At 64.9% G+C, this 26,997-nt stretch carries 23 protein-coding genes; 13 read left to right on the top strand and 10 right to left on the bottom strand.

Annotated elements, in window-relative coordinates; all coding sequences use genetic code 11:
- The first annotated feature begins 23 nt into the window (after nt 1-23).
- From fumC to feoB, 5 genes are all read left to right on the top strand, one after another.
- Nucleotides 24-1,451: a class II fumarate hydratase gene (gene fumC / locus ACYCVF_RS02255; protein ID WP_459596925.1), complete on the top strand. Its 1,428-nt coding sequence runs from the start codon at nt 24-26 to the stop codon at nt 1,449-1,451.
- Nucleotides 1,452-1,726: 275 nt separating this feature from the next.
- Nucleotides 1,727-1,915: a DUF4169 family protein gene (locus ACYCVF_RS02250; RefSeq protein ID WP_459596924.1), complete on the top strand. Its 189-nt coding sequence runs from the start codon at nt 1,727-1,729 to the stop codon at nt 1,913-1,915.
- Nucleotides 1,912-2,160: a ribbon-helix-helix domain-containing protein gene (locus ACYCVF_RS02245; protein WP_459596923.1), complete on the top strand. Its 249-nt coding sequence runs from the start codon at nt 1,912-1,914 to the stop codon at nt 2,158-2,160. The genes ACYCVF_RS02250 and ACYCVF_RS02245 overlap by 4 nt, the downstream gene beginning before the upstream one ends.
- 118 nt (nt 2,161-2,278) lie before the next feature.
- Nucleotides 2,279-2,554, top strand: coding sequence for a FeoA family protein (locus ACYCVF_RS02240; RefSeq protein WP_459596922.1), 276 nt, complete (start codon nt 2,279-2,281; stop codon nt 2,552-2,554).
- Nucleotides 2,555-2,578: 24 nt separating this feature from the next.
- The gene (gene feoB / locus ACYCVF_RS02235) at nt 2,579-4,450 is read left to right on the top strand and encodes a ferrous iron transporter B (RefSeq protein WP_459596921.1); all 1,872 of its coding nucleotides are present in this window, start codon (nt 2,579-2,581) and stop codon (nt 4,448-4,450) included.
- Nucleotides 4,451-4,632: 182 nt separating this feature from the next.
- Here feoB and ACYCVF_RS02230 read toward each other — a convergent pair whose 3' ends face one another.
- Nucleotides 4,633-4,920 (bottom strand): DUF3551 domain-containing protein, encoded by a 288-nt coding sequence (locus tag ACYCVF_RS02230; RefSeq protein WP_459596920.1) that lies wholly within the window; start codon nt 4,918-4,920, stop codon nt 4,633-4,635.
- Between the two features lie 267 nt (nt 4,921-5,187).
- On the opposite strand from ACYCVF_RS02230, the gene ACYCVF_RS02225 reads away from it, so the two are divergent.
- The 3 genes from ACYCVF_RS02225 (at nt 5,188) to ACYCVF_RS02215 (ending at nt 6,574) form a co-directional block, all read left to right on the top strand.
- On the top strand, nt 5,188-5,517 hold the full coding sequence (locus tag ACYCVF_RS02225; RefSeq protein ID WP_459596919.1) for a hypothetical protein: 330 nt from the start codon (nt 5,188-5,190) through the stop codon (nt 5,515-5,517).
- 147 nt (nt 5,518-5,664) lie between these two features.
- Entirely contained in the window at nt 5,665-5,925 is a 261-nt protein-coding gene (locus ACYCVF_RS02220; RefSeq protein WP_459596918.1) for a hypothetical protein, read from the top strand.
- 208 nt (nt 5,926-6,133) lie between these two features.
- Nucleotides 6,134-6,574, top strand: coding sequence for a hypothetical protein (locus tag ACYCVF_RS02215; protein WP_459612924.1), 441 nt, complete (start codon nt 6,134-6,136; stop codon nt 6,572-6,574).
- A 476-nt stretch (nt 6,575-7,050) separates the two neighbouring features.
- Here ACYCVF_RS02215 and ACYCVF_RS02210 read toward each other — a convergent pair whose 3' ends face one another.
- On the bottom strand, nt 7,051-7,377 hold the full coding sequence (locus ACYCVF_RS02210) for a hypothetical protein (protein WP_459596916.1): 327 nt from the start codon (nt 7,375-7,377) through the stop codon (nt 7,051-7,053).
- Nucleotides 7,378-7,931: 554 nt separating this feature from the next.
- On the opposite strand from ACYCVF_RS02210, the gene ACYCVF_RS02205 reads away from it, so the two are divergent.
- On the top strand, nt 7,932-8,615 hold the full coding sequence (locus ACYCVF_RS02205; RefSeq protein ID WP_459596915.1) for a helix-turn-helix domain-containing protein: 684 nt from the start codon (nt 7,932-7,934) through the stop codon (nt 8,613-8,615).
- 95 nt (nt 8,616-8,710) lie between these two features.
- Here ACYCVF_RS02205 and ACYCVF_RS02200 read toward each other — a convergent pair whose 3' ends face one another.
- On the bottom strand, nt 8,711-9,469 hold the full coding sequence (locus ACYCVF_RS02200; protein ID WP_459596914.1) for an outer membrane protein: 759 nt from the start codon (nt 9,467-9,469) through the stop codon (nt 8,711-8,713).
- Between the two features lie 864 nt (nt 9,470-10,333).
- Between ACYCVF_RS02200 and ACYCVF_RS02195 the strand changes: the two genes are divergently transcribed.
- The 3 genes from ACYCVF_RS02195 to ACYCVF_RS02185 all read left to right on the top strand — a co-directional run bounded on the left by ACYCVF_RS02195 (nt 10,334) and on the right by ACYCVF_RS02185 (nt 14,218).
- On the top strand, nt 10,334-10,831 hold the full coding sequence (locus tag ACYCVF_RS02195) for a GNAT family N-acetyltransferase (protein WP_459596912.1): 498 nt from the start codon (nt 10,334-10,336) through the stop codon (nt 10,829-10,831).
- Nucleotides 10,832-10,988: 157 nt separating this feature from the next.
- On the top strand, nt 10,989-12,500 hold the full coding sequence (locus ACYCVF_RS02190) for an ATPase domain-containing protein (RefSeq protein WP_459606485.1): 1,512 nt from the start codon (nt 10,989-10,991) through the stop codon (nt 12,498-12,500).
- Nucleotides 12,500-14,218 (top strand): ATP-binding protein, encoded by a 1,719-nt coding sequence (locus ACYCVF_RS02185; RefSeq protein ID WP_459596911.1) that lies wholly within the window; start codon nt 12,500-12,502, stop codon nt 14,216-14,218. The genes ACYCVF_RS02190 and ACYCVF_RS02185 overlap by 1 nt, the downstream gene beginning before the upstream one ends.
- A 31-nt stretch (nt 14,219-14,249) precedes the next feature.
- Here the strand turns inward: ACYCVF_RS02185 and ACYCVF_RS02180 are convergent, their stop codons facing one another.
- The 4 genes from ACYCVF_RS02180 to ACYCVF_RS02165 form a co-directional block, all read right to left on the bottom strand.
- Nucleotides 14,250-14,480, bottom strand: coding sequence for a hypothetical protein (locus ACYCVF_RS02180; protein ID WP_459596910.1), 231 nt, complete (start codon nt 14,478-14,480; stop codon nt 14,250-14,252).
- Nucleotides 14,481-14,499: 19 nt separating this feature from the next.
- A complete protein-coding gene (locus ACYCVF_RS02175) occupies nt 14,500-15,618 on the bottom strand; it encodes a DUF2336 domain-containing protein (RefSeq protein ID WP_459596909.1) in 1,119 nt (372 codons plus the stop codon).
- Between the two features lie 247 nt (nt 15,619-15,865).
- The gene (locus tag ACYCVF_RS02170; protein WP_459596908.1) at nt 15,866-19,477 is read right to left on the bottom strand and encodes an AsmA family protein; all 3,612 of its coding nucleotides are present in this window, start codon (nt 19,475-19,477) and stop codon (nt 15,866-15,868) included.
- Nucleotides 19,478-19,609: 132 nt separating this feature from the next.
- Complete coding sequence (locus tag ACYCVF_RS02165; protein WP_459596907.1) at nt 19,610-20,842, bottom strand: cytochrome P450; 1,233 nt, start codon at nt 20,840-20,842, stop codon at nt 19,610-19,612.
- A gap of 130 nt (nt 20,843-20,972) precedes the next feature.
- Between ACYCVF_RS02165 and ACYCVF_RS02160 the strand changes: the two genes are divergently transcribed.
- Nucleotides 20,973-21,584, top strand: coding sequence for a TetR/AcrR family transcriptional regulator (locus ACYCVF_RS02160; protein ID WP_459596906.1), 612 nt, complete (start codon nt 20,973-20,975; stop codon nt 21,582-21,584).
- Between the two features lie 11 nt (nt 21,585-21,595).
- Here ACYCVF_RS02160 and ACYCVF_RS02155 read toward each other — a convergent pair whose 3' ends face one another.
- The 3 genes from ACYCVF_RS02155 to ACYCVF_RS02145 form a co-directional block, all read right to left on the bottom strand.
- Nucleotides 21,596-22,747, bottom strand: a complete 1,152-nt coding sequence (locus ACYCVF_RS02155) for an MFS transporter (protein ID WP_459606486.1) — start codon at nt 22,745-22,747, stop codon at nt 21,596-21,598.
- Between the two features lie 183 nt (nt 22,748-22,930).
- A complete protein-coding gene (locus ACYCVF_RS02150; RefSeq protein ID WP_459596904.1) occupies nt 22,931-25,516 on the bottom strand; it encodes an EAL domain-containing protein in 2,586 nt (861 codons plus the stop codon).
- Nucleotides 25,517-25,668: 152 nt separating this feature from the next.
- Nucleotides 25,669-26,967, bottom strand: coding sequence for an MFS transporter (locus ACYCVF_RS02145; protein WP_459596903.1), 1,299 nt, complete (start codon nt 26,965-26,967; stop codon nt 25,669-25,671).
- Nucleotides 26,968-26,997: the final 30 nt, after the last annotated feature.

The following is a 26,997-nucleotide window of genomic DNA, read 5'->3' as shown; positions in this document are numbered from 1 at the left end:
CGTGCGGCGTTTCGCGCGGCAGAATGGATGTGCTCATGGCCAAGACGACCCGCGCTTCACGCTCCGCGACCCGCATCGAGACCGACAGCTTCGGTCCCATCGACGTCCCTGCCGACCGCTATTGGGGCGCGCAGACCGAACGCTCGCGCCAGAATTTCCGCATCGGCACCGATCGCATGCCGATCTCGCTCGTGCACGCGCTCGGCATCGTCAAGCTCGCCGCCGCGCAGTCCAACCGCGAGCTCGGCCTGCTCGACCAGCGCCGCGCGAACGCCATCATCCGCGCTGCGCGCGAGGTGATCGAAGGCAGGCTTGACGATCATTTTCCACTGGTGGTTTGGCAGACCGGCTCCGGCACGCAGACCAACATGAACCTCAACGAGGTGATCGCCAACCGCGCCAATGAGCTGCTCGGCGGCGAGCTCGGCGCCAAGAAGCCGGTGCATCCCAACGACCATGTCAACATGAGCCAGTCGTCGAACGACTCATTTCCCACGGCGATGCACATCGCGGCCGCAAGCCGCATCAACGCCGATCTCGTCCCTGCCCTCGGCGAATTGCTCCGCGCGCTGCGCAAGAAGGAGAAGGAGTTCGCAAAGATCGTCAAGATCGGCCGCACCCACACCCAGGATGCGACGCCCCTGACGCTCGGACAGGAATTTTCGGGCTACGCCGCGCAGGTCGAAAGCGGCATTGCCCGGCTCAAGGTCGCGGTGAAGGATCTTTATCCACTGGCGCAGGGCGGCACCGCCGTCGGCACCGGCCTCAACTCGAAGCCGCGCTTTGCAAAACTGTTCGCAAAGCACGTCGCCGGGATCACGAAGCTCCCCTTCACGAGCGCCGCCAACAAATTCGAGGCGCTGGCCTCGAACGATGCCTATGTGCTGGCGCACGGCGCCATCAATTCGGTGGCGACGGGCCTGTTCAAGATCGCCAACGACATCCGCCTGCTCGGCTCCGGCCCGCGTTCGGGCCTCGGCGAATTGATCTTGCCGGAGAACGAGCCGGGTTCCTCGATCATGCCCGGCAAGGTCAATCCGACCCAATGCGAGGCAATGACCATGGTGTGCTGCCAGGTGTTCGGCAATCACACCGCGATCACCGTCGCCGGCAGCCAGGGCCATTTCGAGCTCAACGTCTACAAGCCCGTGCTCGCCTACAACATGCTGCACTCGATCCGCCTGCTAGCGGATGCCGCACGCTCCTTCACCGAACATTGCGTCAGCGGCATCCGCGCCGACGAAAAGCGCATCAGCGAGTTGATGCAGCGCTCGCTGATGCTGGTCACGGCGCTCGCCCCGAAGATCGGCTATGACAACGCGGCCAAAGTCGCCAAGACGGCCCATGCCAACGGCACCACGCTGAAGGAGGAGGCACTGCGGCTCGGCTTCGTCTCGGCCGAGGAGTTCGACCGCCTGGTCCGCCCCGAAAAGATGACCAGCCCGGGCTAGATTCCGAAATCCGATGATCATCCGTAATGATACGGACCCTCGGCACTCAGAAATATGCGGTTTTGGGGTCGGGATTTGATTACCGTCAATGTTGCGGCGGGGCGGCGTGTTACGCAACCCCTCTGCCCTCGACGGGCGAAATCATCGTTTGATGGCCCGAGGGGCCGATTGACGAGGACGAGCGAATGACAATCAAGTCTTGTAGGGCGCAACGCGGCACCCTGTTTCTGAATGTTTCATTCTGCCTGACGAGGATCCGATGATGGAGACACCGCATGGGGAACGTCATCAACCTGAATCGCTTCAGGAAGCGCGCCGAGCGGGAAGCCTCGGCGAAGCAAGCGGACGCCAACCGGGCGAAGTTCGGTCGCACCAAGGCGGAACGGTCGGTGGAGGAGAAGCGGGGGGACCAGGCCAGGGAGCATCTGGACCAGCACCGGATCGATCGCGAGGAGCAGCCATGAAATCGCCGGTGGTGAAGCGGTCGATCGTCGTTGCCGGCCACAAGACCAGCGTCAGCCTGGAAGAGGCGTTCTGGAACGGCATGAAGGAGATCTCGGGCCTGCGCAACATGACGCTGTCCGAGTTGGTCGGCGAGATCGACAACAACCGCCAGCAGGGCAATTTGTCGTCGGCGATCCGCCTGTTCGTTCTGGACTATTTCAAGAGCCGCGCCATGGCCACCCAGCCGGAAAAAGTCCCTGCCTAGTAACCGCCTGGGGCGCCTTCCCGCGCGCCCCAGCCTTTGCACTTTAAAATCACTCTAAGGTGCAGCTTCGGCGGGCACGCGCGCTTGACCTCGATGCCCTGCGTTGAAAATACAGGGCATGACCGACACCCCTGACACGCGTTCGCACATGCCGCTGGGTCTGGCCCAGCGCGGCTACACCGGCGTCATCCAGCACCTTTCCGCCAAGGAGGCGGGCTCGGCGCTCTCGGACGTCGAGCTTGAGAGCCGGCTGATCGAGCTCGGCTTCGTCGAGGGGGCCCGGGTCGAGGTCCTGCATGAGGGGCTGGTCGGACGCGACCCCATCGCCGTGCGGGTCGACAGCATCACCATCGCGGTCCGTCGTCGCGAAGCCATGGCCATCATCGTCGCTTAGACAGCGACCGGACGCCTGCACCCCATGGAATTACCCCTGCTGCATCTGGCCCTGGTGGGCACGCCCAACAGCGGCAAGACCTCGCTGTTCAATGCCCTGACCGGCAGCCGGCAGAAGGTCGCGAACTATCCCGGCGTCACCGTGGAACGCAAGGAGGGCTTCTTCGTCACGCCCTTGGGACGCCAGGTCTCGCTGGTCGACCTGCCCGGCACTTATTCGCTGCGCGGCCGCAGCCCGGACGAGGAGATCACCCGCGACTTCGTGCTCGGCAAGGCCACTGGCGAGACCGTGCCCGATCTCGTGCTGTGCGTGGCGGACTCGACCAATCTGCGCCTGACCATCCGCCTGCTGCTCGAGCTCAAGCGCACGGGACGGCCGATGATCCTCGTGCTCAACATGTTCGACATCGCGAGCCGTCGCGGTATCACCGTCGACGTCGAGCGGCTCGCCAAGGAACTCGGAGTGCCCGTGGTCACCTCGATCGCGGTGCGCAAGGGCGGCACGGCCGATCTGTTGGCGCTGACCGACGATATCTCGGCCAGGCTCGATGCCGAACCTGGGGAAAACAACTGGCGCGCGCTCGGTGTCGCCGAACTGCGCGCGACCCAGCGCGAGGCCGACCGTATCATCGCCGACTGCGTCAGCCTGCCTGCCAGGCCCGACACCTGGACCGCGCGGATCGACGCCGTGGTGCTGCATCCCGTCGGCGGACTGATCGTGCTCGCGCTGATCCTGTTCGTGATGTTCCAGGCGGTGTTCGCCTGGGCGCAGCCGCTGATGGACCTGCTCAATTCCGGCTTCGATGCGCTCGGCGAGCTCGTCCACGACACCCTGCCCGGCGGCCTGCTCCAGAGCTTCCTCCAGAACGGCGTGATCTCGGGCGTCGGCAGCGTGATCGTGTTCCTGCCGCAGATCATCATCATCTTCCTGTTCATCCTGCTGCTGGAAGATTTCGGCTACATGGCGCGCGCCGCGTTCCTGATGGACCGCATCATGGGCGGCGCAGGGCTGCACGGCCGCGCCTTCATTCCGCTGCTGTCGAGCTTCGCCTGCGCCATTCCCGGCATCATGGCGACGCGCGTCATCGACAACAAGCGCGACCGGCTGACCACGATCCTGATCGCGCCGCTGATGACCTGCTCGGCGCGCATTCCGGTCTACACGCTGATCATCTCCGCCTTCATTCCGGCCAGGGACGTCTGGGGCTTCATCAACCTCCAGGGCCTCGTGATGTTCGGCCTCTATGCGACCGGCATCATCAGTGCGCTGCTGGTTTCGTTCCTGATCAAATTCTTCATGCTGCGCGACTTTGCGCCGGCGCCGTTCATGCTGGAGCTGCCGGACTACAAGATGCCGCGGCTGAAATCGATCGCGATCGGCATCTACACCCGTGCCAAGATGTTCCTGCAGCGCGCCGGCACCACGATCTTCTCGATGATGGTGCTGATCTGGTTCCTGGCCTCGTTCCCGCAGCCGCCCGCGGGCGCGACCGAACCCGCCATCGACTTCAGCCTCGCCGCGATCATCGGCAAGGCGCTCGCTCCCCTGCTGGAGCCGGTCGGCTTCAACTGGCAGATCGCGGTGGCCCTGATCCCGGGCATGGCGGCACGCGAGGTCGCGGTCGCAGCCCTCGGCACCGTCTATGCGATCGAAGGCGGCAAGGAGGCCGCCGAGCAGATCGGCCATGTTCTGGCGACGAAATGGTCGCTGGCGACGGCGCTGTCGCTGCTGGCCTGGTACATCTTCGCCCCGCAATGCGCCTCGACGCTCGCCGTGATCCGGCGCGAGACCGGCAGCTGGACCTGGATGGCCGTGACCTTCAGCTACATGCTGGTGCTGGCCTATGCCGCGAGCCTTGTCACTTACAACGCCGCGGTGGCGCTGGGGGCGGGATAAAGCCCTTTCGAAAACTGAAAGCGTCAAAACAACCCCATGCACAGTAGACGGGGGTTGTGAAATCAATGGCTTGCGCGTGTGCGAGAGTCACCCAAGCTACGGGCTGCGCGCCAGTTGCACCGTCGGGCAAAACACTGGCACAATGTCATCGTCGAAGAACTGCCGGTGTCCGGATAGACGCCCTAGCGCGGATGCCATTGTCCCCGGCGGTCACGCTGATGCGCGAAGGCGTACATCGGATTGACGCCGCAATAGGCGTTGGTACCTGAGGCAGTTGCCATGCACTGCGCGTAGGTCGCGAATTGGCAATTGCCGGGGTATCCCCAAATCCGCCCCTGCAAGCAGTAGCTATCAGGAACGCCCGGGGCGACCTCGCCATGGCGATACTGACGTTCGGCCGCGAGCGAGATCGAGACCATCGCCGCGAGGATTGAGCTAACCGATACGATTGCGAGAAGCAGGCGGGTCATCCTCATCTCCTGATTGGTCTATTGCTATGCGTAAGACCCAATGACCGTTTGCCTTGCCGGAACGCAAGACCGGTCATCGCTTTCATCCACCCTGCCGACCCGAGCCTGTGCGCCGCCGTCACGTAGGGCTTGATCTATCTCAAGCTTCGGAACGGCCGGCGACGTGAGCTGGCTCGTTCGGTCGGGCGGCCAAACGAGTTGTCGTGATCAGATCAATCGTCGCGCCGGCTTCGCCATGTGGAGGGGAAGATGAAACGAGCCGCACTCATGACGACCATTCTCGCCCTCGGGATGATCCTTGGAGCACGGGCCGAGTCCCAGATCGTCCAATGCTCGTCCTACTACATTTCGGAGATCACCCTTGTATCGACCGCGGACGGCGAGGCCGGTCATGTTCAGACCTTCGTGGGATTTGGTCTCTCCGCGGAAGACGCCGAGAGGAATGTCATGGGGTGGTGCTCACATATCAAGTTCGATCTTGAAACGTGTTTGCGCTCGGATCGCATCACCGCCCGCAACGCGCCTTCGGAGGGAAGCGGCGGCTTGCTTCATTTCAAGTACATGAAGGCGGTGGCGCGCATGACCGGGTGTGACTGACGGCAAGCCGCACCGGATCGTGAGCTCATCCCACCGCCACGGCCCGGAGTCGCAAGGGGTTCTTCGTAACGTTGATCTACATCAACGCCGATGAGGCGGCTCTCGCCACATTCATTGCGCAAACGCAAAGAAAAGAGGAGGATCATCATGAATCCGAGAAGGCGCTTTTCGATCAAGTCCATGACGCTTTCGGGAATGGCTGCCAGCGCCCTCCTGGGAATTGCAGGCGTCACGGTCAATCCGGCACCGGCCGCCGCAGTGTATTGCCAGTACGTAGCCTATCCCGCCGGTTGCGTTGCGCGGGCCGGCGTCGTGCTGAGGCCCAGGCCCGTCGCCCGTGCTGCGGTTCGTCACAATGCCGGCGGCAATGCAAATGGCGGCGTCAATCGCGTTGGCGCGAGGCGCTGAAGGTTCAACTTGCGGGTCACGAGTTCCGGCGACACTCCGAGGCCCGTGATTGTCGCGTTGTGTCTTGCTCGGAAGCCGCGCTGCAGGATTGAGCTGCACACAGCTTCCGGCATGACGTGACCCGGCCGCGCCGGCATCACCATCGGCAAAGCGGCGCAATGGCATAGACGAATGTGGGGAGGGGCACGGAGCGAGCGCCATGCCACTGTTGGCGTATTTCTGGAAAGTCGGTGCAGCGTTGCTCGCGCTTCTCTTCGTTGCGGACTTCTGTCTGCCCAAAGCGGACGTCACCGAGAAGACGGCAGTGGACCAGCCGGCCATACGAATTCACTCGGATCGAAAATGGCCTGAGCGCGTGGTCCTCGACACGACCATGCCGGCGATCGTGGCGATCGCATCTGCGCCTTCGATCGCCGAGCCTGCCTCCCTCGTCCCTGCAACAGCACCGGTCATTCGGGCAGAGACACCAGCGCTTGCCAACGCACTTGCGATGGCACGCTCGGATTCGCCGCCGCGCGAAGCCGTCGAGCGCAAGCGGCAGCGAATGACGCAACACGTCGCGACGCGGTCGAAACGGCATGGAGCACCGCGGATGATTCTGGCGGCCCGGCAACCACAGTTCGGGTGGCCTGGCTATCGGTACTGGTGATCGCAAGGGCGCTCGCTGAAATCGATCACGTTCGGCGTTGCCGGCGTCCGGCCGATCATCCGGACGCCGTTTCGCGTGGCATCTATTGGTACGAGGCGCAGACGCCTGCCTGCCAGCGGACGCAGCGACGCACGGCCCGACGCGTCTGGCGGACCGTGGTCCTTGCGACGCATACGCCGTTGATCCGTGTTCTTCCCGGTCCGCATGCAGCAGCGACCGGGATGATCATGCTGTCGGTCTGAACCAGCGGCGCCGGCGTCATGCCTTGTGCCGAAGTTCCGACCAACAGAGCGAAAGTCAAAACAGCGAACCACCTCATCATTGTGCATCCTCCCAGGTTGAAAGATCGATCGTCTGTCGGCAAAGCCTGCCTCACGCGTGCTTTGCCGTTCTGCACGAAAGCCCGAGCCCGCAGGACGGCGGGAAACGCAGCAGATCAAGGGAGGCGGCGCACGGCCGCCTCCAGTCTCGCTTCCCTATTGGCAAACATACATGATGCCATCGCCGCCCTTGACGAGCGTGCCCGGAGTACAACCGATACCGTTACGCGCGGCGTAATCGGACCAGCCGCTGTAGCCATAGGTCCAAGGGCCTCCCGCATAATAGGCCCGCACCGCGTACCAGGGCAGCCCTGTCTGGTCGGCGATGTAACCACCGCGGTAGAGCGGCCCGACATAGATCCGGTCGCGTGCCTCGGCGCTGTTGACCGAAAGCGACAGCTTGCCTTGCTCGGACCAGCTCAATGACATCGAGGCTGCACACGCGAACGCCGCAGCCGCCAACGTAATCCGTTTTGCATCCATATTCGCCTCCATACGCTGGTGAGATCCAGCATACGGAACATGGAAAGCCCACGCGCCCACATGTTGCGCTAGATCAAGCCTAAGCCGCCTATCTCCTCGTTGATCTTCGCCATTCCGATCCAGATAGCGTTGCGATGCGTCAGCGATGCTGAGCTGGATCGATTGGTTGATTCAATCTGGATCAATCCCGGTCGTGACCCCGGAACGACGCTTCCCGCCTCTGGAGTTGGTGCGCCTGGATGGACCTCACGATTGCTTCTGACGGCCTTGTTGATTCTAGTCTTGTTCGCCTTGGCCCCTCCGGGCAACCGGCCCGCTCGTCTTCATGCGGGCGCGATCACTATCCGCTGGCGCGCCTTGGCTGGCGCCCTAAGGTGCTGCAATCCAAAAGGATCGCCCCCTGCATTTCCTGTCCGTTGAGACAATGAACCTCAGGACGATGGCCACGGGTTCGAATACGCTCGATGCCGACGGAAGTGAAACAGCCTGGCCTGATCTTCTCCGCAAGGCATTGCGCCGACAACTCGATCGCGACCGGATGAGGAGTTGCTCCAATGCTCATACACTCGGCCTCGGCATCCCTCCCCCGCCCGCATTCTCTCAGCGAGCTCGGAATGACCGCTGAATCGAACCCGTCGATCGGCCTTAGTGAATTCACTTATAGACGAGGCCGCGAGATCTACGGTGAGAATGAGCCCGCCCAATATGTTTACCGGGTCATGTCAGGCACGGTTCGGAGCTACAAGCTGTTGCCCGACGGGCGCCGACTGATCGGCGCCTTTCATGTTCCCGGCGACATCTTCGGACTGGAGAACGGGGGCGTTCACCGCTTCACGACGGAAGCGGTGGTTGACACCGCTGCAAGATTGATCAGGCGCGAAAGCCTCGAAGCCCTTGCGAAGAATGACGGCGCCTTGGCCAAGAATCTGCTCTGCATGACTACGACGAACCTCCAGCATGCGGAAGACCACATGCTTCTGCTCGGACGCAAGACGTCGATGGAACGGGTTGCCGCCTTCCTGATCGAAATGGACAGGCGGCTCACCGCGGCAGGTGTTCTCGCGCTACCGATGACCCGCCGCGACATCGCGGATTATCTCGGCCTGACGCTCGAGACCATCTCGCGGTCGCTGTCGTATTTGCGCGAGCTCGGCATCCTTCGCTTCATCGACAACAACCAGCGTCACGTCGTCATTATGGATAGAAGGCAACTCGCCGACCTCGACCAGCAGAATTGACGTTGAATGCGCCCGACATCCCTCGCGCTTGTTCGGCGGCCGTGAAAAAGGCCCCGGTCGATGCCGGGGCCTGAGTTCATCGGGAAGACTTAAGGTCAATAACGAGCCGCGACCGGCGCCCCGTATCCGCCGAAGCGGTAGTTCAACCGAAGCGTGACCAGGTCCACATCCTGGCTGACCCCGCTGCCGGTGAGGGTGAACCCTCCGGGCGTGACCACGCCTGCGTAGCCGAAATTGTCACTACCCATCCAGAGATGGTCATACTCGATGCCGAACGACCAGTTCGGCGTGAAGCTGTACTCCCAGCCGACACCCAGAGTACCGCCCCAACGCGTGTGGCCTGCCGACGCCAGGCCGACCCCGGTGACGTTGTTGAATACATCGAAGCGATTGCGCGTCACGGCGGCGCCGCCCTTCACGTAGAACAGTGAGGCGTTCCAAGCCCAACCGAGTTGGGCCGTGAACAGCCCGATGCCGTCGATCTTGCCTGTGGTCGAGATCAATGGATCGATCAGGCTGACGCGCGTGTTCTTGAGTTCGGCCCAATCGCCCTGCGCTTCCAGGCCGAGCACAAACTGATTGGTTTGCCAGCGATACCCGATCTGTCCGCCCACGAGGCCTCCGGAGCGATCGGCGCAACCACCTGCGACTGTCCCCGCCGGCGTTACGAAATCCACGCAGCCATGGCTCTGCCCCCAGCCTCCGTTGGCGCCAATGTAGAAGCCGCTCCAGTTGTAGACCGCCGCCACCGGCACCGGCGGCGGCATTGCCTTGACGGCCATGTCGGCCGCCATGGCCGGAGCCGTCATGCTCAGCGCCGCGAAGCCGATCGCCGCTATTGAAAATCTCTTCATCGTCTCATCCCCTTTGCTCGAACATTCTTCCGTTGAACCGAGCCCCTATGCAGGCTGGCGTGCACAAGTGCTGCGAACATCCAGAAGTTTAGGTGGGAGCGGACGTTAGGCCCGTACCAAAATGGCAACACTCAAGGGCGATCGCTATGCACGGTATCGTGCTTAGTCGGCATCCGATGTTCGAGGCGCTGCGGCGTCGTCCTGTTCCTCGGCAAGCCAAGCGGCGATGCAGGGCGCAGGAATGAGTCGCCGGGGAAGGTGAGGATTGATCGTGCCAGCGAAGACAGCGAGGCCATCATCGAGCTTTGCGCGTGCAAACAGCTTGGCCTCGGCCTCTGTCGCAAACGTCTTCGTCTCCCGCGGGCTCCGCTCTCTCAAGAGCAGGCCCCGTTTTCGAACTTCAAAGGTGACGTACCAGGTCGAGATCATTGCGCACACCAAGATGGCACCAGCCTTTACTATGGCGTTGTGGTGCGGCTGTGATCGGCGTGCTTGATTCAAATCAAGCTGCTTGGCCGACTATATCCTGAGAGCAATCAAAACAGAATACCCGCAGTTGGGACGGAGCATTGGTTGACCTCCAGTCAGAACAGGGACAGATGGAACCGTCGATAGCAACCACACCAAGATTACGAACGGCTTCGAAGCGGCGACTGTTCCACGGATCGTTTCAGCCGCCGAAGAGCCGAACGAGCACCACCTCGCCGACCTCGTTGCGCTGCATCTCAATGCGAAAGTATTCCGTTATCTCGGCGGCATTCGTTTCAGCGGCTGCGCGCCGGCTGACCCGTTGCGAAGGACCGGCATTCGATGACAGCGTCACGCTTGGGATCACAACCAACCACACAGCCCTCATCTGCTACCATGGATCACTTCAGTACCGATCGACTTGCCGCGGCGAGACTGAACGAGGGTGACCTCGCCGACCTCGTTGCGCTGCATCTCGATGAGGAGGTCTCCCGCTATCTCGGCGGGGTGCGGGCGCCCGAGGTCACCAAGACCTATCTGGCAACCAACATGGCGCATTGGGATCAGCACGGCTTCGGACTCTGGACGCTCCGAACGAAAGACGGAGCATTCGCGGGACGGGCGGGCATCCGGCACATCATCGTGAACGAGGTCGACGAGATCGAGATTGCCTACGCGTTCAAGCGCGAATTCTGGGCCCAGGGACTTGCGAGCGAGATCGCCAGTGCGCTGACGGACATCGGGCTGTCACGGCTCGCGCTGCCATCCCTGGTCGGCATCGTCTACATCGGCAATGGCGCATCGCGCCGCGTGCTGGAGAAGTTGTACTATCGGCTCGAGCGGAGCACGACCCGTCACGGCGAAGACGTCGTGATCTATCGCATCAGACGGTGAGGCACGCCCGGACCGCACGAGCGCCCCCACCTGTCGGCCCATTCGACCTTCTTTGGCGGGAACTCGATGCCGGCCCATGAGTTCCTTCCCCGGGCCGCCGGCCTGCGGGAGGCTTGGACACCAGCCCTCCCGGAGCGAAGAAGCGTAAGGGATTTCAATGACCGGTACGTCCGCGGGCGCTCCAGACCGCAGCCCCTCCGATTTGGCACGCGTTTCCACCGGCAGCGAGGGTCTCGACGACATCCTGGGCGGCGGCTTCGACCCCAACCGGATGTATCTGTATGAGGGGCGGCCGGGCACCGGCAAGACGACAATCGCGCTGCAATTCCTTCTCCGGGGCGTGCGCGATGGCGAACGCGTGCTCTACGTTTCGCTGTCTGAAACCAAGCGGGAGCTGACCGTCGTCGCGCAGCGGCACGGCTGGTCGCTGGACGGCATCGACATCTTCGAGCTGGTTCCACCCGAGACCACGCTCGATCCGGAGCGGGAGCTCACGGTCTTCCATCCCGCCGAAATGGAATTGAGCGAAACGACCGGTCTGATCTTCAAGGAAGTCGAACGGATCAACCCCACGCGCGTTGTGCTCGACAGCCTCTCCGAGCTTCGTCTGCTTGCCCAGAACTCGCTTCGCTACAGACGGCAGGTGCTGGCCTTGAAGCACTTCTTCACCAACCGCAATTGCACGGTCGTGCTCCTCGACGATCTCTCGTCCTCCCAGGACGATCTGCAACTGCATTCGATCGCGCATGGCGTCGTCATGCTCGAACAGATCGCGATCGACTACGGGGCGGAGCGGCGGCGGATCCGCGTGATCAAGATGCGCGGCATCCGGTTCCGCGGCGGCTACCACGACTTTACGATTGCAAAGGGGGGCCTGCGGATCTTCCCGCGCCTCGTGGCCGCCGAACATCACAAATCCTTTCCCGGCGAATTCACGGCCAGCGGCAATGCCGAGCTGGACCAACTGCTCGGAGGCGGGCTCGAGCGCGGCACCAACGCCCTGTTCATCGGCGCCGCCGGCGTGGGAAAATCCTCCCTCGCGCTCACCTATGCGATAGCGGCCGCGGAACGTGGCGATCACGCCGCATTCTTTGCATTCGACGAAGGCCGCGGCACTGTGGAAGCTCGCGCTCGGACGCTCGGCCTGCCTCTGGAAAAGCACGTCGAGTCCGGACTCATCCGGTTTCAACAGATCGATCCGGCCGAGCTGTCGCCCGGCGAATTCGCGGCGATCCTGCGCCGGAGCGTTGAAAACGACAACGCCCGCGTGGTCGTCATCGACAGCCTGAACGGTTACCTGAATGCGATGCCCGACGAGCGGTTTCTCATCCTGCAGATGCACGAGCTGCTGACCTACCTGGCGCAGCAGGGCGTGCTCACCATCCTGATCCTCGCCCAGCATGGGCTGGTCGGTCCGATGGATACGCCGCTCGACATCAGCTATTTGAGCGACGCAGTGCTGATGCTGCGCTATTTCGAGTCCGGCGGATCGGTGCGGCGCGCCTTGTCCGTCGTCAAGAAACGCAGCGGCAACCACGAGCACACCATCCGCGAGTTCCGGCTCGGCAGCACCGGCGTCAAGCTCGGCCCGCCCCTCACCGACTTCATGGGCATCTTTTCGGGCAATCCGCGTTATACCGGCACGGACATCCCGGAAGGACCGGCCTGATGAGCGCCGACTGCGATCACCGCGTCCTCATTTTCGCTCCGATCGGCCGCGACGGACCGGCGTCGGCCGAGCTTTTCCGCGGTGCGAGCCTGGAGGCGGTCACCTGCCGAAGTCTGCCCGAACTCGTCAGCGAGATGAGTGCGGGCGTGGGCGCGGTCTTCCTCGCCGAGGAAGGACTGTTCGGGAAAGACACGGCGCCGCTCGCTGAATGGATCGCGAGCCAGCCGCCATGGTCCGACCTTCCCTTCGTCGTTCTCACCAGCCATCGGGAGCAGCCCTCGGTCGTCGCCTGGCGCCGCAACACCGTGGCCCTGCTTCGCAACGTTTCGCTGCTCGAGCGGCCGGTCCAGCCGATCACGCTGACCAGCGCAATCCAATCGGCGATGCGGGCGCGGCGGCGGCAGTATGAAATCCGGGCGCTGCTTGCGGCGCGCGAGCAGACTGCGCAGGAGCTCGAGAAGCTGGTGGTGGAGCGAACACGCGAGCTGAAGGAAGCCAACGAGCAACTGCGTCTCGAAATGAATGAGCGCGCCCGCGTCGAGGAGACGCTTCGGCAGGCGCAGAAGATCGAGGCCATCGGCCAGCTCACAGGCGGCGTGGCGCACGACTTCAACAACCTGCTGATGGTGATCTCCGGCGGCCTCGACATGCTCGACCGCCAGACGGATCCAAACCGCCGCCGGCGCCTGATGGACGGGATGATCCAGGCCGCGCAACGCGGCGCCGGCCTGACCAAGCAGCTCTTGGCATTCTCACGCCGGCAGACGCTGCGCCCTGAGCCCGTCGATGTCGCCATGCAGATTGGCGGCATGCGCGAGCTGCTCGACCGAAGCCTGCGCGGCGACGTCCACGTCGAATTCGATTTCCCGGATGCTCTTTGGCCGGTGGAGGTAGACCCCGGAGAGCTCGAGCTGGTCATTCTCAATCTGGCCGTCAATGCCCGGGATGCGATGCCGAACGGCGGCACCATCCTCGTTCGCGGCGAGAACCTGCCCGATCTCAATGACCGGGAGATCACCGGCGACTATGTACGGCTGTCCGTCATCGATACCGGCGTCGGCATGCCTCCGGAAATCCTGTTGCGGGTCTTCGAGCCGTTCTTCACCACCAAGGACGTCGGCAAGGGGTCCGGACTGGGGCTCGCGCAGGTCCACGGGTTTGCGACCCAGTCCCGCGGGACGGTCCGCGTCAAATCGCAAGTCGGTCAGGGTACCAGCATCGAGCTTTACCTGCCTCGATCGCTGAATCTCGCGTCCAAGCAACGACACCTGGTCGATTTCAACAGGACGGTGCGACCGAAGAAGAACGGCCAGGGCCAGATCCTTCTGGTCGAAGACGACGACGAGGTGGCCGCACTGGTTGGCGAGATGCTCGGTCAGCTCGGCTACGAAGTCACACGGGCCGCCAGCGCCGCAGCGGCTCTCGGCGCCCTGGCCGACGGCCGCTCCGTCGATGTCGTGTTCTCGGACATCATGATGCCGGGCGGCATGAATGGCGTGGAACTCGCGCGGGAAATCAGCAGGCGGCGCAGCGACATACCGGTCCTGCTGACAAGCGGATACGCCGAGGCCGCGATCCACGAAGCCGAAGCGGCGGGTATCCAGATCTTGGCCAAGCCGTATCACATCGACGACCTGGCCGCGGCGCTGAATGCCGCGAAGTCGACCCTTCGACTCGATACGGAATCCAAACGCTCCGGTTCTCTGCTGAACTCGTGAGGGTTCGTTGCGTTCAGCCGGCGTTTCACGCCTACCTGAAATATCCCAGCACGAGATCCACGTCCGCATTGCCCGCCACCGTGCCGTTCAGCTCGGCGTCGATGACCCGGCGGCAGGCTTCGATCGCGGCGTGGTCGCCGAGATCGTTGGCGGCCTCCAGCACGAGCCAGGCGGCGTCGACCGAGGCCTTGTCCGGCGCACCGGCGATATCGGCGGCCTTGTTGATGTTCTTGCGAACCGCGGTGCCGAATTGAGGCAACATTGCAGACACTCCCCTGTCCTCAGTGAAATTGAAGCTCGGGCTGACGGCCCGCATCGGCACCCGCGCTGTTCTTGCGCGACTGGTAGAACTTCAAAATGCTGCGCGAGGTCTCGATCTTGAGCCGGCCGAACTCGCGCTCGTTGTCCTTGAGGTCGCGCGCCGTGATCAGATGATCCTTGGCGCCGAGGAACAGGAGCGACATCGTCGTGTCCCAGGAGAAGTCGAGCGCCTTGCACAAGACCAGGATCATCTCGCGATTGCGGTCCATCAGCGCGCGCTCGATCACGTCGACAGGCAATGACGAGAGCAGCGACAGGCCGATCTGCACCTCGTCGAATCGGTGCTGGCGCGCATAGTTCGAGATGGAATCCTGATTGAGGTTGCCCTGCCGGTACTGCGTCGTGACCACGCGCTTGGCGACGAAATAGCTGCGCGAGGACGGTCCGAACTTGGACTGGAGATCGCCGGTGACGTCGGTCACCGAGCTCTGGATCTGCGCCACCATCTCGGGCCGCTCGCTCTCGAGGCGGCGGCGCACGTCTTCCGAGGCCTTCGAAATGAGCTGCTGGAAGACGTGGCGCGGCACGTCCTTGCGCAGGCCGAGCTGCTCGGCGAGAATCGAATCGCCCTCGGCGCGGCGCACCATGTGCAACAGGCCCGATCCGGAGAAGCGCGCGCCCTCGTTCTTCGCAACCGACGTCACGACCTCCTGGTTGCCGCGCTCGACCAGCACGTCGGTCACGGCTTCGGCGATCGACTTGCGCTGCGCGATCGCGAGCAGATGCGACTGGCTCTTGGTCAGGGCGCTCGCGACCAGCATCTTCTCATCGAGACGATTGGAGTCGCGCAGCACGGGACCTGCGACGTCGATCTCATCGTCGAATGCGAGCTTTTCGATGACGTTGAGCGGCGCGTGATCGCATGCCGACATCAGCTCCGCGAGCTGCGCCCGCGCGGCGACCTCGATCTCCTCGGCGAGCCGGCCGATGACCTCGCCGAACGTGGAGATCTCGTCGTCGCTGTAGCGGCCGGTCATCAGGATGTCGGTGGCGTGCCACAACGCCTTCGCCCGGCTTTCGTCGGTGCCGCGCGCGATCGCGTCGTCCAGATCCTGTAGCAGCGATTTCGCCCCGTCCATCTCGATCACCCCAGTTCTTGGTGTCGTCCCGCCGCTTGTGGCGGGACACCGCATTCCTCGAGAAGCGACGCTAGAGATGAAACGCGAGAATTCAGTAAAATCGGCAAATCAGTTTTGCCGACGAAAATTCGTTCAAATGCGAGGAAATGCGTTCACCGGCGCGGAAGGAAGACGGTGCGCTCCCGCTCGCGCTCGCGGGAGAGGTTATCAAGAGCCCGCGGCCTGATGTCTCCAAGCCAACTGGGCCTCACGGATTCTGAGGCGTCAGCACCAGTGGCGGCTTCGGCCTGGGCTTGGCGGGCGCAGGGCCCGGGGCAGGCTTCACCTCGATCGGCGGCGGCAGCGGTGCGGCGTGCTGGCTTGCGAGCGGCGGGCTGGGCGCGGCGGGAGCGGCCTGCGGGGCCTTCGGTGTCGGCGCGACCCTGGGCTTTGCCGGCGCGCGGCGCGGATCCTGGCCGGGCAGCGGCACATTGGCCGGTGCCTGCTCGGGCGCGGGATCCGGCGACACCAGCGTCGGCAGCGCGGCGGTGGCCGGCGGCGGCTCGCCGCGCTCGATGGCGTCGAGCCGCCGCGTCTCGCGGTCGATCGTGCGCACGGCAAGCCATGACGACAGCGGCGTGAGATCGACGGTGCGGCTCAGCCTGTCGGGGGGGCCTGCCGCGAACAGTTGGATCTCCGGCGGGGCGCCGGAGAGGCCGGTCATGATCGGCGTCAGGCTGGCGCGGATGTCGGCCTGGTCGGCGGGAATGTCGTAGCCGCCGGAGACGATGGCGCGGGCGTTCCTGGCCTCGAGCGGCGTCGCCCCGACACGCAGGCGGCCGTCGCGGATCGTGAACGGGATCTGCGCCGAGGGCACCGCGATGGAACCCGCCGACAGCGCGGGCTCGACGAGCTGCCGCAGCCGGCTATCGTCGCTGACCTGGCCACCGTCGCTGGCGCGGATGGCGATCTCGAAGGCGCGCGGATTGAGGCCGGCGATCTCCGCGGACTCGAGCGTCACCGTGCCGCTGCCGGCGAGCGCACCCATCAGGGCCGCGGCGCTGCGGCCTTGGCTGCTCAGCGCCATCTGCAACGAGGCGCGTCCCTTGGGCAGCGCGAGATCGCGGTAGCGCAGCGCCGCCGCATCGACATTGCCGAGCTCGATGCGCGCGTTCAGCGCAAGACCATTCGCGCCATTGCGCGCGTCGAGGCTCGCGGACATCTCGCCGCCGCCGAGGCCGCCCTTGAGCGCATCGAGCGCGAGCGACTGGCCGTCGCTGCGGACCGTACCGCCGAAGGGGCGTAGCTCGATGCCGCCGGGCAGCGTCCCGCGCAACGCCTGGAAGGCGATGCGGCCGCGCCAGCCACTGACGAGTCCCGGACTGAACGGCTCGCCGGACTCGCGTCCGGCCGCGCCGATGGCAATGGCGAGCGCCGGCGCAAGATCGAGCGAGTCGAGACCGACCTCGCCCTCGACGTTCTTCTCCTGATCGAGCGTCACCGAAACACGCCCGCGCAGATGCGAGCCCGCTGCGCTGCCATCGAGATCGTCGAACGTCACGCGATTGCCCGAGAGCGTGAGGCGGGACGACAGGCTGACATTCTGCGCCGATTTGTCGACAGGGCCGGTTCCGAGCAGCGGCGCCAGATTGGCATTGCGCACGCGCAGGTTCACGCTCGCCTTCGGCTCCGACAATTCGACGCTGCCTTGCGCATCCGCATCGAGTCCGCCGCCGCTGAGCTTTGCGTTCAATTGCACTGGACGGCGCCAGGCGCCGCTCAAGCGGCCTTCGAGCTGCGAAGCGCCCTCGCCTGCGGCCACCATGCGATCGAGCCCCAGCAGCGCGAGCAGCGCGCCGGCCTGCGGCGCCGAGACTCTCGAGTCCAGCGTGAAGTCGCTGTTGCGCAGGCGCTCGAGATCGATGCTGCCAATCGCCGCCGCCGGCGTCTGCGCCGCCAGCGTCGCGGTGGCCTTGAGCTGCGGTGCGTCGAGATCGAGCACGATTCGGGCGTTGCTGCGATCGGCATGCTCGGCGTTCCTCTCGAGGCTGAGATCGAGCTTGAGGCGGGTTGCGCCTGGCAACGACGGGAGAGCATCGAAGCGCGCACGCACCGCGGGCGCAAACGGCTCGATCAGCGCGGTGAGCTCGCGCAGCGAATTGGCCGAGGATTTCAGCGCGAGCTTGCCCGTGGCCCTGGCGCGGTCGAAGCTGCCGCTCGCCTCCGTGGTCACGCCGCTCGCCTGGCCGAAGCGCAACTGCTCCAGCGACAGGGATGCGGGGCTGTACGCGAGCCTGGCTGCGAACGGCCGCAGCTCCTGGCCGGCGGAGATCGCGCGGCCGATATCGAGCGAGAGCTTGGCCTCTTCCGGCCACTCGCCTTGCGGTCCCGCGAGCGCGCGCACGAAGGCGGCGGCGGCATCGAGATCGAGCCGGTCGGCCTTCAGCTCGGCGTCGATCCGCGAGCCCTTGCTCGCGCCGGTCTGCACGAAGGCGACGCGGCCCTCGACCGAGCCGCCTTCGATGTCGGCCTTCAGCCTGTCGATGGCGAGATGATTGGCGGCAATCGTGACCTCGCCGGCGAGGCGCAGCGGCCGCGTGCTGCGCCGGTTGACCTCGCTGCGGCCCTGAAGCCAGGCCACCAGCGTGTCCGGATCGGACGATTCGACGCGCAGGCGGCCGCTGAAGCTGTCGGCGCCGGGTGTCGCGCCGTTGAGCGAGAGCTGCGTCGTGCCGGGCGCGCGCAATTCGAGGCGCTGGAAGGTCCAGGACCTGCCGTCGGTCTGAAGCTCGGCCGCGATGTTCTGGAGCGGGCGGCCGCTGAGCATGATCTGGTCGGCGTTGAATTCGATCTGCGCCGGGATTGGCGTCTGCGGGATCGCCGCGAGGCCCGCCCGCAGCGCCGGCAGGACACGCTGCGGATCGGCATCGTCCCTGGCGGTCAGCTTGTCGGCATCGACCTGCCGCGCCGACAGCACCGCGCGCAGCAGCGGCGAGGCGCCGAACCTGAGATCGCCGACGCCGCCGAGCTTCAGCGCGGAGTCCTCCGTGCCGAAGCTAGCGTCGATCTGCTCGAATTTCGCGCCGGCCGGATCGGCCTTCAGCCTGGTCGCGAGCTTCCAGGGCGTCGGCCCCGCCTCCCCCGGCTTCTTCGTGGGCACAGCCAGAGTGAGCGCGCCGTCGAATTTCGGCTGCCGGTTGTCGAAGGCGAGCACGCCTTCGAGGTCGGCGAGGATGGCGCGCTCGCCGGGATCGATGTTGAGGTGGAGACGGGTGGCACTGCCGTCGGCGCTCGGGCCGGATGAGACGCGGAACGGGTAGCGCACCCCGGCGGCGGTGAAACTGCCGTCGCCCCGCACGGAGCCTGCCAGCGAGCGCACGTCGCCGGAGAAGGCGATGTCGTTCAATTCGAGCGTCGAGCGGCTGGCGGCATCGTGCAAGGCGATGCGGCCGGTGAGGTTCAGCCGCTCGATGGCGAGGGAGGCCAGGTTGAAGGCGCCGCTCGCGGTGGACGGCAGATCGACCCGCCCGCGCGCATCCAAGCCGAGATCGACCGCCATGCCGCCGACCGAAAGCTCGGTGGCGCGCCATTCGCCGCGCATCAGCGAGCCCAGGCTGAACTCGACGTCGAGCTTGTCGGCACGCAGCCGGCCGAGATCGTTGTTGCCGCCGAAGGTGACGCCGCGCAGCCGCAGCGTCGGCGCCGGCAACAGGCGCGCGTCGAGCTCGCCCGCCACCCGGACCGGCACGCCGATGATCTTGCCTGCCTCCGCCTCGAACTGGGGCCTGAACTGGTTCCAGTCGATGTAGTAAGGCCCGATCAGCGCGGCCAGCAGCGCAATGATGAAGGCAATCGCCAATCCGAGCAGTGTCGTCTGCACGGGTCTCCCCTCGGCCAAACCGGCCCGGGCCGAACCTGAGGGCCTCAGGCGCGCCGGAACAGCCCCTTATATAGAGGGAAGTGTGGCGAAGTCACAGCGACTGTTGCGCGCGGAGGTTAACGCTGGCGCTCCTCACCAGCTCGCCGGCAGCCGCTTCAGCCCGCGCAGCACGAAGGTCGGCCGCCATTCCGGGTTATCGACGTCGTCGATGCGCAAGTCCGGCAGCCGCCGCAGCAGCGTGGCGATGGCGATCTCGGCCTCTATGCGCGCCAGCTGGGCCCCGAGGCAGAAATGGATGCCGCCGCCGAAGGACAGCGGCTTGACGTTCTGGCGGGTGACGTCCAGCCGGTCGGGCCTGTCCGGGTAGACCGCGGGATCGCGGTTGGCCGAGCCGAGCAGGCACAGCACGGTCTCTCCCTTGGGAATCTTCACGCCGCCAAGATCGTCGATATCCTCCAGCGCGACGCGTCCGGTCATCTGCACCGAGGAATCGTAGCGCAGGAATTCCTCGATCGCATTGACCATCAACTCCGGCCTCGCCTTGAGCAGCGCAAGCTGGTCTGGATTGCGGTGTAGCGCCAGGAGGCCGTTGCCGATCAGGTTGACGGTGGTCTCGTGGCCCGCGCCGAACAAGAGAATGATGTTGGCGGTCAGTTCCTCGTTGGTGAGCTTGTTGCCGTCCTCCTCGGCTTGCACCAGCTGGGTGATGAGGTCGTCGCCGGGGTTGCGACGGCGCAGCTCGAACAGCTGCTGGAAATACATCTGCGCCATCAGGTTGCCGGCGTTGCCTTGCTTGATCTCCTCCGCAGACAACGGCACCGGGTCAAGCAGCCGTCCGCCGTCGCGCGAGCTCTTGTAGAAGGTCTCACGGTGCTCTTCGGGAATGCCGAGCATGTCGCAGATGATCGTGACCGGCAAACGGAAGGCGAAATCCTCGATCAGATCCATGTGGCCGCGGTCGATCACCGCATCGATGGTCTTTTCGACGATCTCCTGGATGCGCGGCCGCATGTCCTCGACCCGGCGGGCGGTGAAGGCTTTCACCACGAGCCCGCGCAGACGGGTATGGTCCGGCGGATCGGCTTGCAGCATCCAGTGGCTCATGCTGCGGAACACCGGCTCCTTCATGATGTCGGGTCCGTAGCGGCGGGTGGTGCGATCGACGAAATCCTTGCCGAAGCGCTTGTCACGCAGCACGAGGCTGACTTCGGCATGGCGGCTCGTGACGAACTGGCCGAACGGCGTCACGTGGATCGGATCGCGCGCGCGCAGCCGGTCGTAATACGGATAGGGATCGCGGATGAAGTCCGGCGAGAGGGGGTTGAACAGCGGTCCGCCGCCGGCGCCTTGCACGTGTTCGTTCATGGTGACCTCGGATCCGTTGCCGCATGAATCGAATACGCCGGGCAGCCCCTCATGCGCGACGTAACCATCCCTGTATTATCAAGCTCGATACATTGTTGTATCGAATTGCAGTCTGCCCTAGCCTGTACCGATGTCAAGGGTGAGAACGAGACCGACCAGGGACGACACGCGCGACAGACTGTTCGAGGCGGCCGCGCGCGTGTTCGAACAAGACGGCATCGGCGGCGCCAGCATCGAAGCAATCGCAGCCGCCGCCGGCTTCAGCCGCGGCGCGTTCTATTCCAACTTCAAGAGCAAGGACGAATTGATCATCGCCATGCTCGAGGACCATGTCGAGCAGTCGATCCGGCGCAACATGGACATCCTCGCGCAGCACGACAATCTCGACGATTTCATCGCGGCGCTGAAGACGATGGATCGCAGCCGGCAGGATCCGCTCGGCCGCTCGCCCCTCCTCCACATGGAGATGATCCTGTTCGTCGCACGCGCCGAGAAGCGCCGCCCGGAGCTTGCCAAGCGCCTGCGTGCGCGGCGCAAGCTGGTCGCCGATATCGTTGAGGCGACATTGAAGAGCAACGGGCGCAACGACAATCTGAACCCGCCATGGATTGCCTCCATCGTGCTCGCGCTGGAAGATGGCTTTCGCCTGCACCGGCTGATCGATCCGGAGACGACGCCGGCCGACAGTTTCCTGCGCGCGATCACGGATCTCAGGCGCAGGACGGGTTTGGCGGCGGAGTGAAGCCTGAAGGTTCAGGCCAGCGCCCCCGCGGCAGCCGGCAGGCTGCGGCGTCGCGAAAGCAGCATTAACGTCATCACAAGAGCCAGGTTCAGAACGCCGGCCACAGAGCCAATGGCGAAGGCCGTCGTATAGCTGCCCGTCAGATCAAATGTCGCAGCGCCCTGATATCCGCCGAATGCGTGGCCGATCCAGGCAAACGCGAGAATGATCCCCATCATGGCTCCGCGGCGCGCCGGCGGCGTCAGAGCCCGTGCAGACACCAGCACGCTCGTCATGACCCCGGCGTAAGCGAACCCGTACACGATGGAGAAGATCAGGAACCCGCGCAACGATTCGAATTGCGTGAATGCCAGGACGCCGGCGGTCTGGAGTGCCGACGCCACCGCCCACGATGAAAGCGGCCCGATCATGTCGCACAGCTTGCCGTACGCGATCCGGCCGACAATTGCGGCAAGCAGCATGGCGAGCATGACGCCGCCGGCATCGGTGGCGGGAATGCAAAGGCCCTGAATCAGCGGCATCAAATGCATGAGGGGGACCGCCATGCAGGCACAGCAGAAAAAGACCGCGACACTGAGGATGGGAACGACGACGCTCGCTCGGATCGGAGGAATCTGCGCCGCCCCGCCACTGGACGCCGCCGCGGGCGCATCGCGCATGAACGCGGCCAACGGCAGGAGCGTCACGAGAATGGCCGCTCCCAAGACGATCATCGCACCGCGCCAGCCAAAGCGCTCGATGAGATAGGCCGAGAGGAAGGGCACGGCGCCCTGGCCAACGGCTTGCCCTGCGGCGGCGACTCCGATCGCGAGGCCGGCCGAGGTCGGGAACCAATTTCCAACAGTCGCAAAGATCGGGGCGAAGAGCGCGCCTCCACTGAGCGCACCGGCAAGAAAGAAGATCACATAAAGCTGCCACGGCGCGTGCGCATAGGCCGTCAAGAGCAGACAGGCGCCCATGACGGCGACTGCGATCAGACATATCGGCCTGATGCCGAGGCGATCGGAGACGAATCCCATGATCACGCTTCCGGCCGCTATGCCGAGAAGTCCGAAGCTGTTGATCGCGGCTATCTCAGAGCGGCCCCAACCCTCAGCGGCTTCCATCGCGACAAAGAACGCCGTGAGACCGTTGACCAGGGTACCCATGATCAGTGCGAGCATGAGGGCCGCTGATCCCGTCGTGTACCAGGCGCGATATTGCAGCATCTGACGAGCTTTCTGCCTCGATAGGTCCGTTTGCGCGCCATTATGACGCGCGCGCGGCAGAAAGCTTGGAGAAAAGCTTGATTTGTGCCTGAGACGGCCCTGATAATTGCGTATGCCGCCCCGAATGCGGGGACTCGCCTAAGCCGACCGCTTCACCGCGCCGCTCGACGCCGGGGCGACGTCGAGCCGGCCCAGCATGGTCCTCGCCTGCTCGGCGCAGTGCTCGATCAGCCAGCGCTCGAAGGCGACCGGGGGCAGCGCGGGTGCGTAGAGGAAACCCTGGACGATGTCGCAGCCGAGCTCGGCCATCGTCCTGCGCTGGCCTTCGGTCTCGACGCCCTCGGCGACCACGGTCATGCCGAGGCCCTGGCCGACGCGGACCACGGCGGTGGCGATCGCGAGCGCGCCTGCGTCTTTCTCGATGTCGCGCATGAAGCTGCGGTCGATCTTCAATTCTCGGATCGGCAGATGCGCAAGCCGGCTGAGGCTGGAATAGCCGGTGCCGAAGTCGTCCACTGCAAGGCCGACGCCGAGCTCGCGGATCGCGTTCATCGTCTCCAGCGCTGCGGCGCCGTCCTGCATGAACGCGCCTTCGGTGATCTCGAGCATCAGAGCGTCCGGCGGCAGATCGTATTCGGCCAGGATGGCCTTGAGCCGCGCGGCAAGCGTGACGTTGCGGAAATTGGTCGGCGACAGGTTCACCGAGACGCAGGGAATGTCGAGCCCGGCACGGCGCCAACTCGCAATCTGCCGGCAGGCCTCGCGCACGGACCACAGGCCGATCTGCTCGATGAGGCCGCATTCCTCGGCGAGCGGGATGAACTTTGCCGGCGAGACGTCACCGAGCACGGCATCGCGCCAGCGCGCCAGCGCTTCGACGCCGTGGATCGCGCCGTCGCAGCTGCGGATCTGCGGCTGGTAGCTGAGGCTCAGTGCGCCCTCCGCGATCGCGCGGCGCAGCGCCGCGATCAGCGCCAAACGCTGCTCGGCGAGCACGTTCATCTCGGCACTGAAGATGCGATGGGTCGAGCGACCAGCCTGCTTGGCCATGTACATGGCGGCGTCCGCCTGCTGCATCAATGTGTCGATGTCGGTGGCGTGATCGGGATAGAGGCTGATGCCGATGCTGGCCGACATCGGCATCAGCTTCGATCCGAGCCGCAACGGCCGCGCCAGCGCTTCGGCGATATCGGCCGCGACGCGCCCGGCGCTCTCGGCGTTGCGTTGCGGCAGCAGGATGACGAACTCGTCGCCGCCGAGCCGGCCCAGCATGTCCCCTGGGCCGATATGCTCGCGCAGGCGCTGCGCAAGCTGGACCAGGAGCTCGTCACCGGCGGCGTGACCGAGCGTGTCGTTGACGTCCTTGAAATGATCGACATCGAGGAAGGCCAACGCGACATGGCTGCCGGTCGAACAGGCGTCGATCGCCGTGGTGATCAGGTGGCGGAGCTGGGCGCGGTTCGGCAGGCCCGTGAGGATGTCGTGATAGGCGAGCCGCGCGATCTCGGCGCGCGCCTCCTTGCGCTCAATCGCGAAGGCTCCGAGATTGACGCAGGCCTCGACGATGCGACGATGCCAATTGCTCGGCGCGCGGGGTTCCCGGTAGTAGAAGGCGAAGGTCGCGATGACGCGGCCGTCCTTGGCCTTCACCGGCGTCGACCAGCAGGCGCGCAAGCCGATCGCAAGCGGCATGGCCTTGTAAGGCTGCCAGCGCGGATCGGTGTCGAGATCGGTCGCCAGAACCGGCGTGCCGTAGAAGGCAGCGGTGCCGCAGGAGCCGACATTGGGGCCGATCGCGATGCCGTCCAGCGCGCGGGAATAGTTCTCGGGCAGGCTGGGACCACCGAGGGGGTGGATCAGGCCGGCGGCATCGACGTGAAGCAGCGAACAGACGACGTCCGGCGCGATCTCCTCGACGCGGCGGCACAGCCGGTCGGCAATCTCCCCGATCGGCACCTCGTCAGCGAGCGCGCTCATGATGAGTTGCTGAAGCGAGCGCAGCTGCTTGGTCTCGGTGATATCCTCGAGCAGCGCGAAGAGGTGCTTGACCCGGCCCTTGCGATCGCGAAACGCGTCGACCCTTGCGGAGACCCAGATCTCCTCGCCCTCCCTGGTGTAGACGAGGACCTCGGCCTCGCCACCCGGACCACCCTTGATGAGCCGCCTGCCGATCGTCGTCAGCAAGCTCCGGCTGGTATGACGCCCGGCCAGCAGGTCGGTCACCAAGCGCCCCTCCGCCTCCGCCGCACCATAGCCGAACAGGGCGGTGAACGCCGCGTTCGTGTAACGAATGTTCAACGACGGATCGGTGATGAGGACCGCGCGGTTGGTCTGGTCCGAGACGGCGTCGAGCAGCGCGATGCGCGCGCGACGTTCAGCTTCGGCGGTAACGTCGCGCGCGAACACGACATGATGGATCGCGGCGCCGCCGTCGAGGGAGGACACCGAGATTGCCGCCCGGATCCGGCTGCCGTCGCGCCGCGTCAGGCTGATCTCGTCGCGGAACTCCGCGATCGGATCGGCGTGCAGGCATTTGAGAGCAAGAATTTCGGCATCGCGGCCGAGCACCTCGGCGCGCGCTAGCTTCCAGAGCCGCTCGGCGGCCGCGTTGAAATGCGTGATGCGACGCGCGCCGTCGACGATGACGACGGCATCTTCGGCGCGCTCCAGCGCAGCCAACAGGACGTTCGGGGTTTCCGTCACAGGACAATCGGAGGCAGACATCGTTGGACCAGGGCAGCGGGAAGAAGCGGCAATGGGCGAGGCTAGCGCTCCGATGGTGTCCAAGACGTTTTTTCAACCGGCCGACCTCGCGGCAGGACGCGACATGCTTAACGATCGACGAAAGCGGCGCAGGCAATCCGATGCGTCCGGAATCAATCCCGGGCTGGCTCCTGGAGCTTGTGCAGGCGGCCGGCCACGGCGCGCACCTTGCGCGGCGCGGCCTGCCAGATCGAGAGCGCCGACAATCCGCTCACGACCATCGCAATGGCGAAAGCCAGCGTGTAGTCGCCGGCGCGATCATAGAGCAAGCCGGTCACCCATGGTCCGGCCGCGCCGCCCGCCAGCGCAGCCAGCATGATCGTGCCGAAGATGCTGCCCTGGTGCCTGCCCTGGAAGATCTCGAACACCACCGCGCCCATGATCGAGGTGAGGCCGTAGCCGAGCGCGCCTTGCGTGAACACCATGAGATAGACCAGCCATGATGACGGATGGAACTTCAGGGCCATCAGCGCCGCGAAGCAGACGACAAAACCTGCGCAGCTGATCGCCCACACCCACTCCCGGCCGATGCGGTCGGAGACGTGGCCGAGCACGATCTGGCCGGGGATGCCGAGCAGGCTGACGATGCCGAGGGCCCACACCGCAACGCTCGGGCTGAAGCCGATGTCGAGCAGGAATTTGGTCTGGTGCACCTGCACCGCGTACCAGATGTAGAGGCCGCAGAAATAGCCGAGCGCGACCCACCAGAAGCGCGCGGTCGTGACGGCACGTTTCAGCGTCCATTCGGTGCCCGCCCAGACAGGATCGACGATGTTCGAGACTGGCTTTGCGGCGCCGGGCGCCGGCGTCGCGTCGCCGTCCGGCTGAAGGCCGATGTCCTCGGGACGCTTGCGCAGCAACAGATTGATCGGCGCCAGCACGATCAGGACCAGCACGCCCATCGCGGTGCAGGCGGTGCGCCAGCCGGTCTCTTCGATCATGTGCTGCACCCATGGCAGCAGCGTCACCGAACCGATGCCGACGCCGGCGAAAGCGATGCCGATGGCAAAGCCGCGTTTGCGGATGAACCAGTTCGGCAGGAACAACGACTGGCCGGAATAGCCGAGACAGACCGAGCCGGCGCCGACCATGACACCGATGGTGACGTAGAGATGCCAGGGCGCGCTGGTCAGCGGTGCCAGCAGCAGCCCGCCTCCCATCAGCACGACACCGAGCTCCATCACGGCACGCGGACCTGCGCGATCCATCAGACGCCCGATGAGCGGACTCATCACGCCCGACACCACGAAGCCGAAGGAGAAGGCGCCCGCAGTGACACCGCGTTCCCAGCCGAACTCGGAGATGATGGGCGGAAAGAACAATGAAAAGGCGGTGCGCGCGTTGACGCCGATCGCCATCGTGACGAAGGTCACGGCGACCACGACCCAGCCGTAGAAAAACGGAAGCCGCATATTCGTGTGTTTTCATCCCTGGACGATCCC

The organism is Bradyrhizobium cedriense (assembly GCF_054602315.1).
This window is presented reverse-complemented; position numbering and strand designations above follow the sequence as displayed.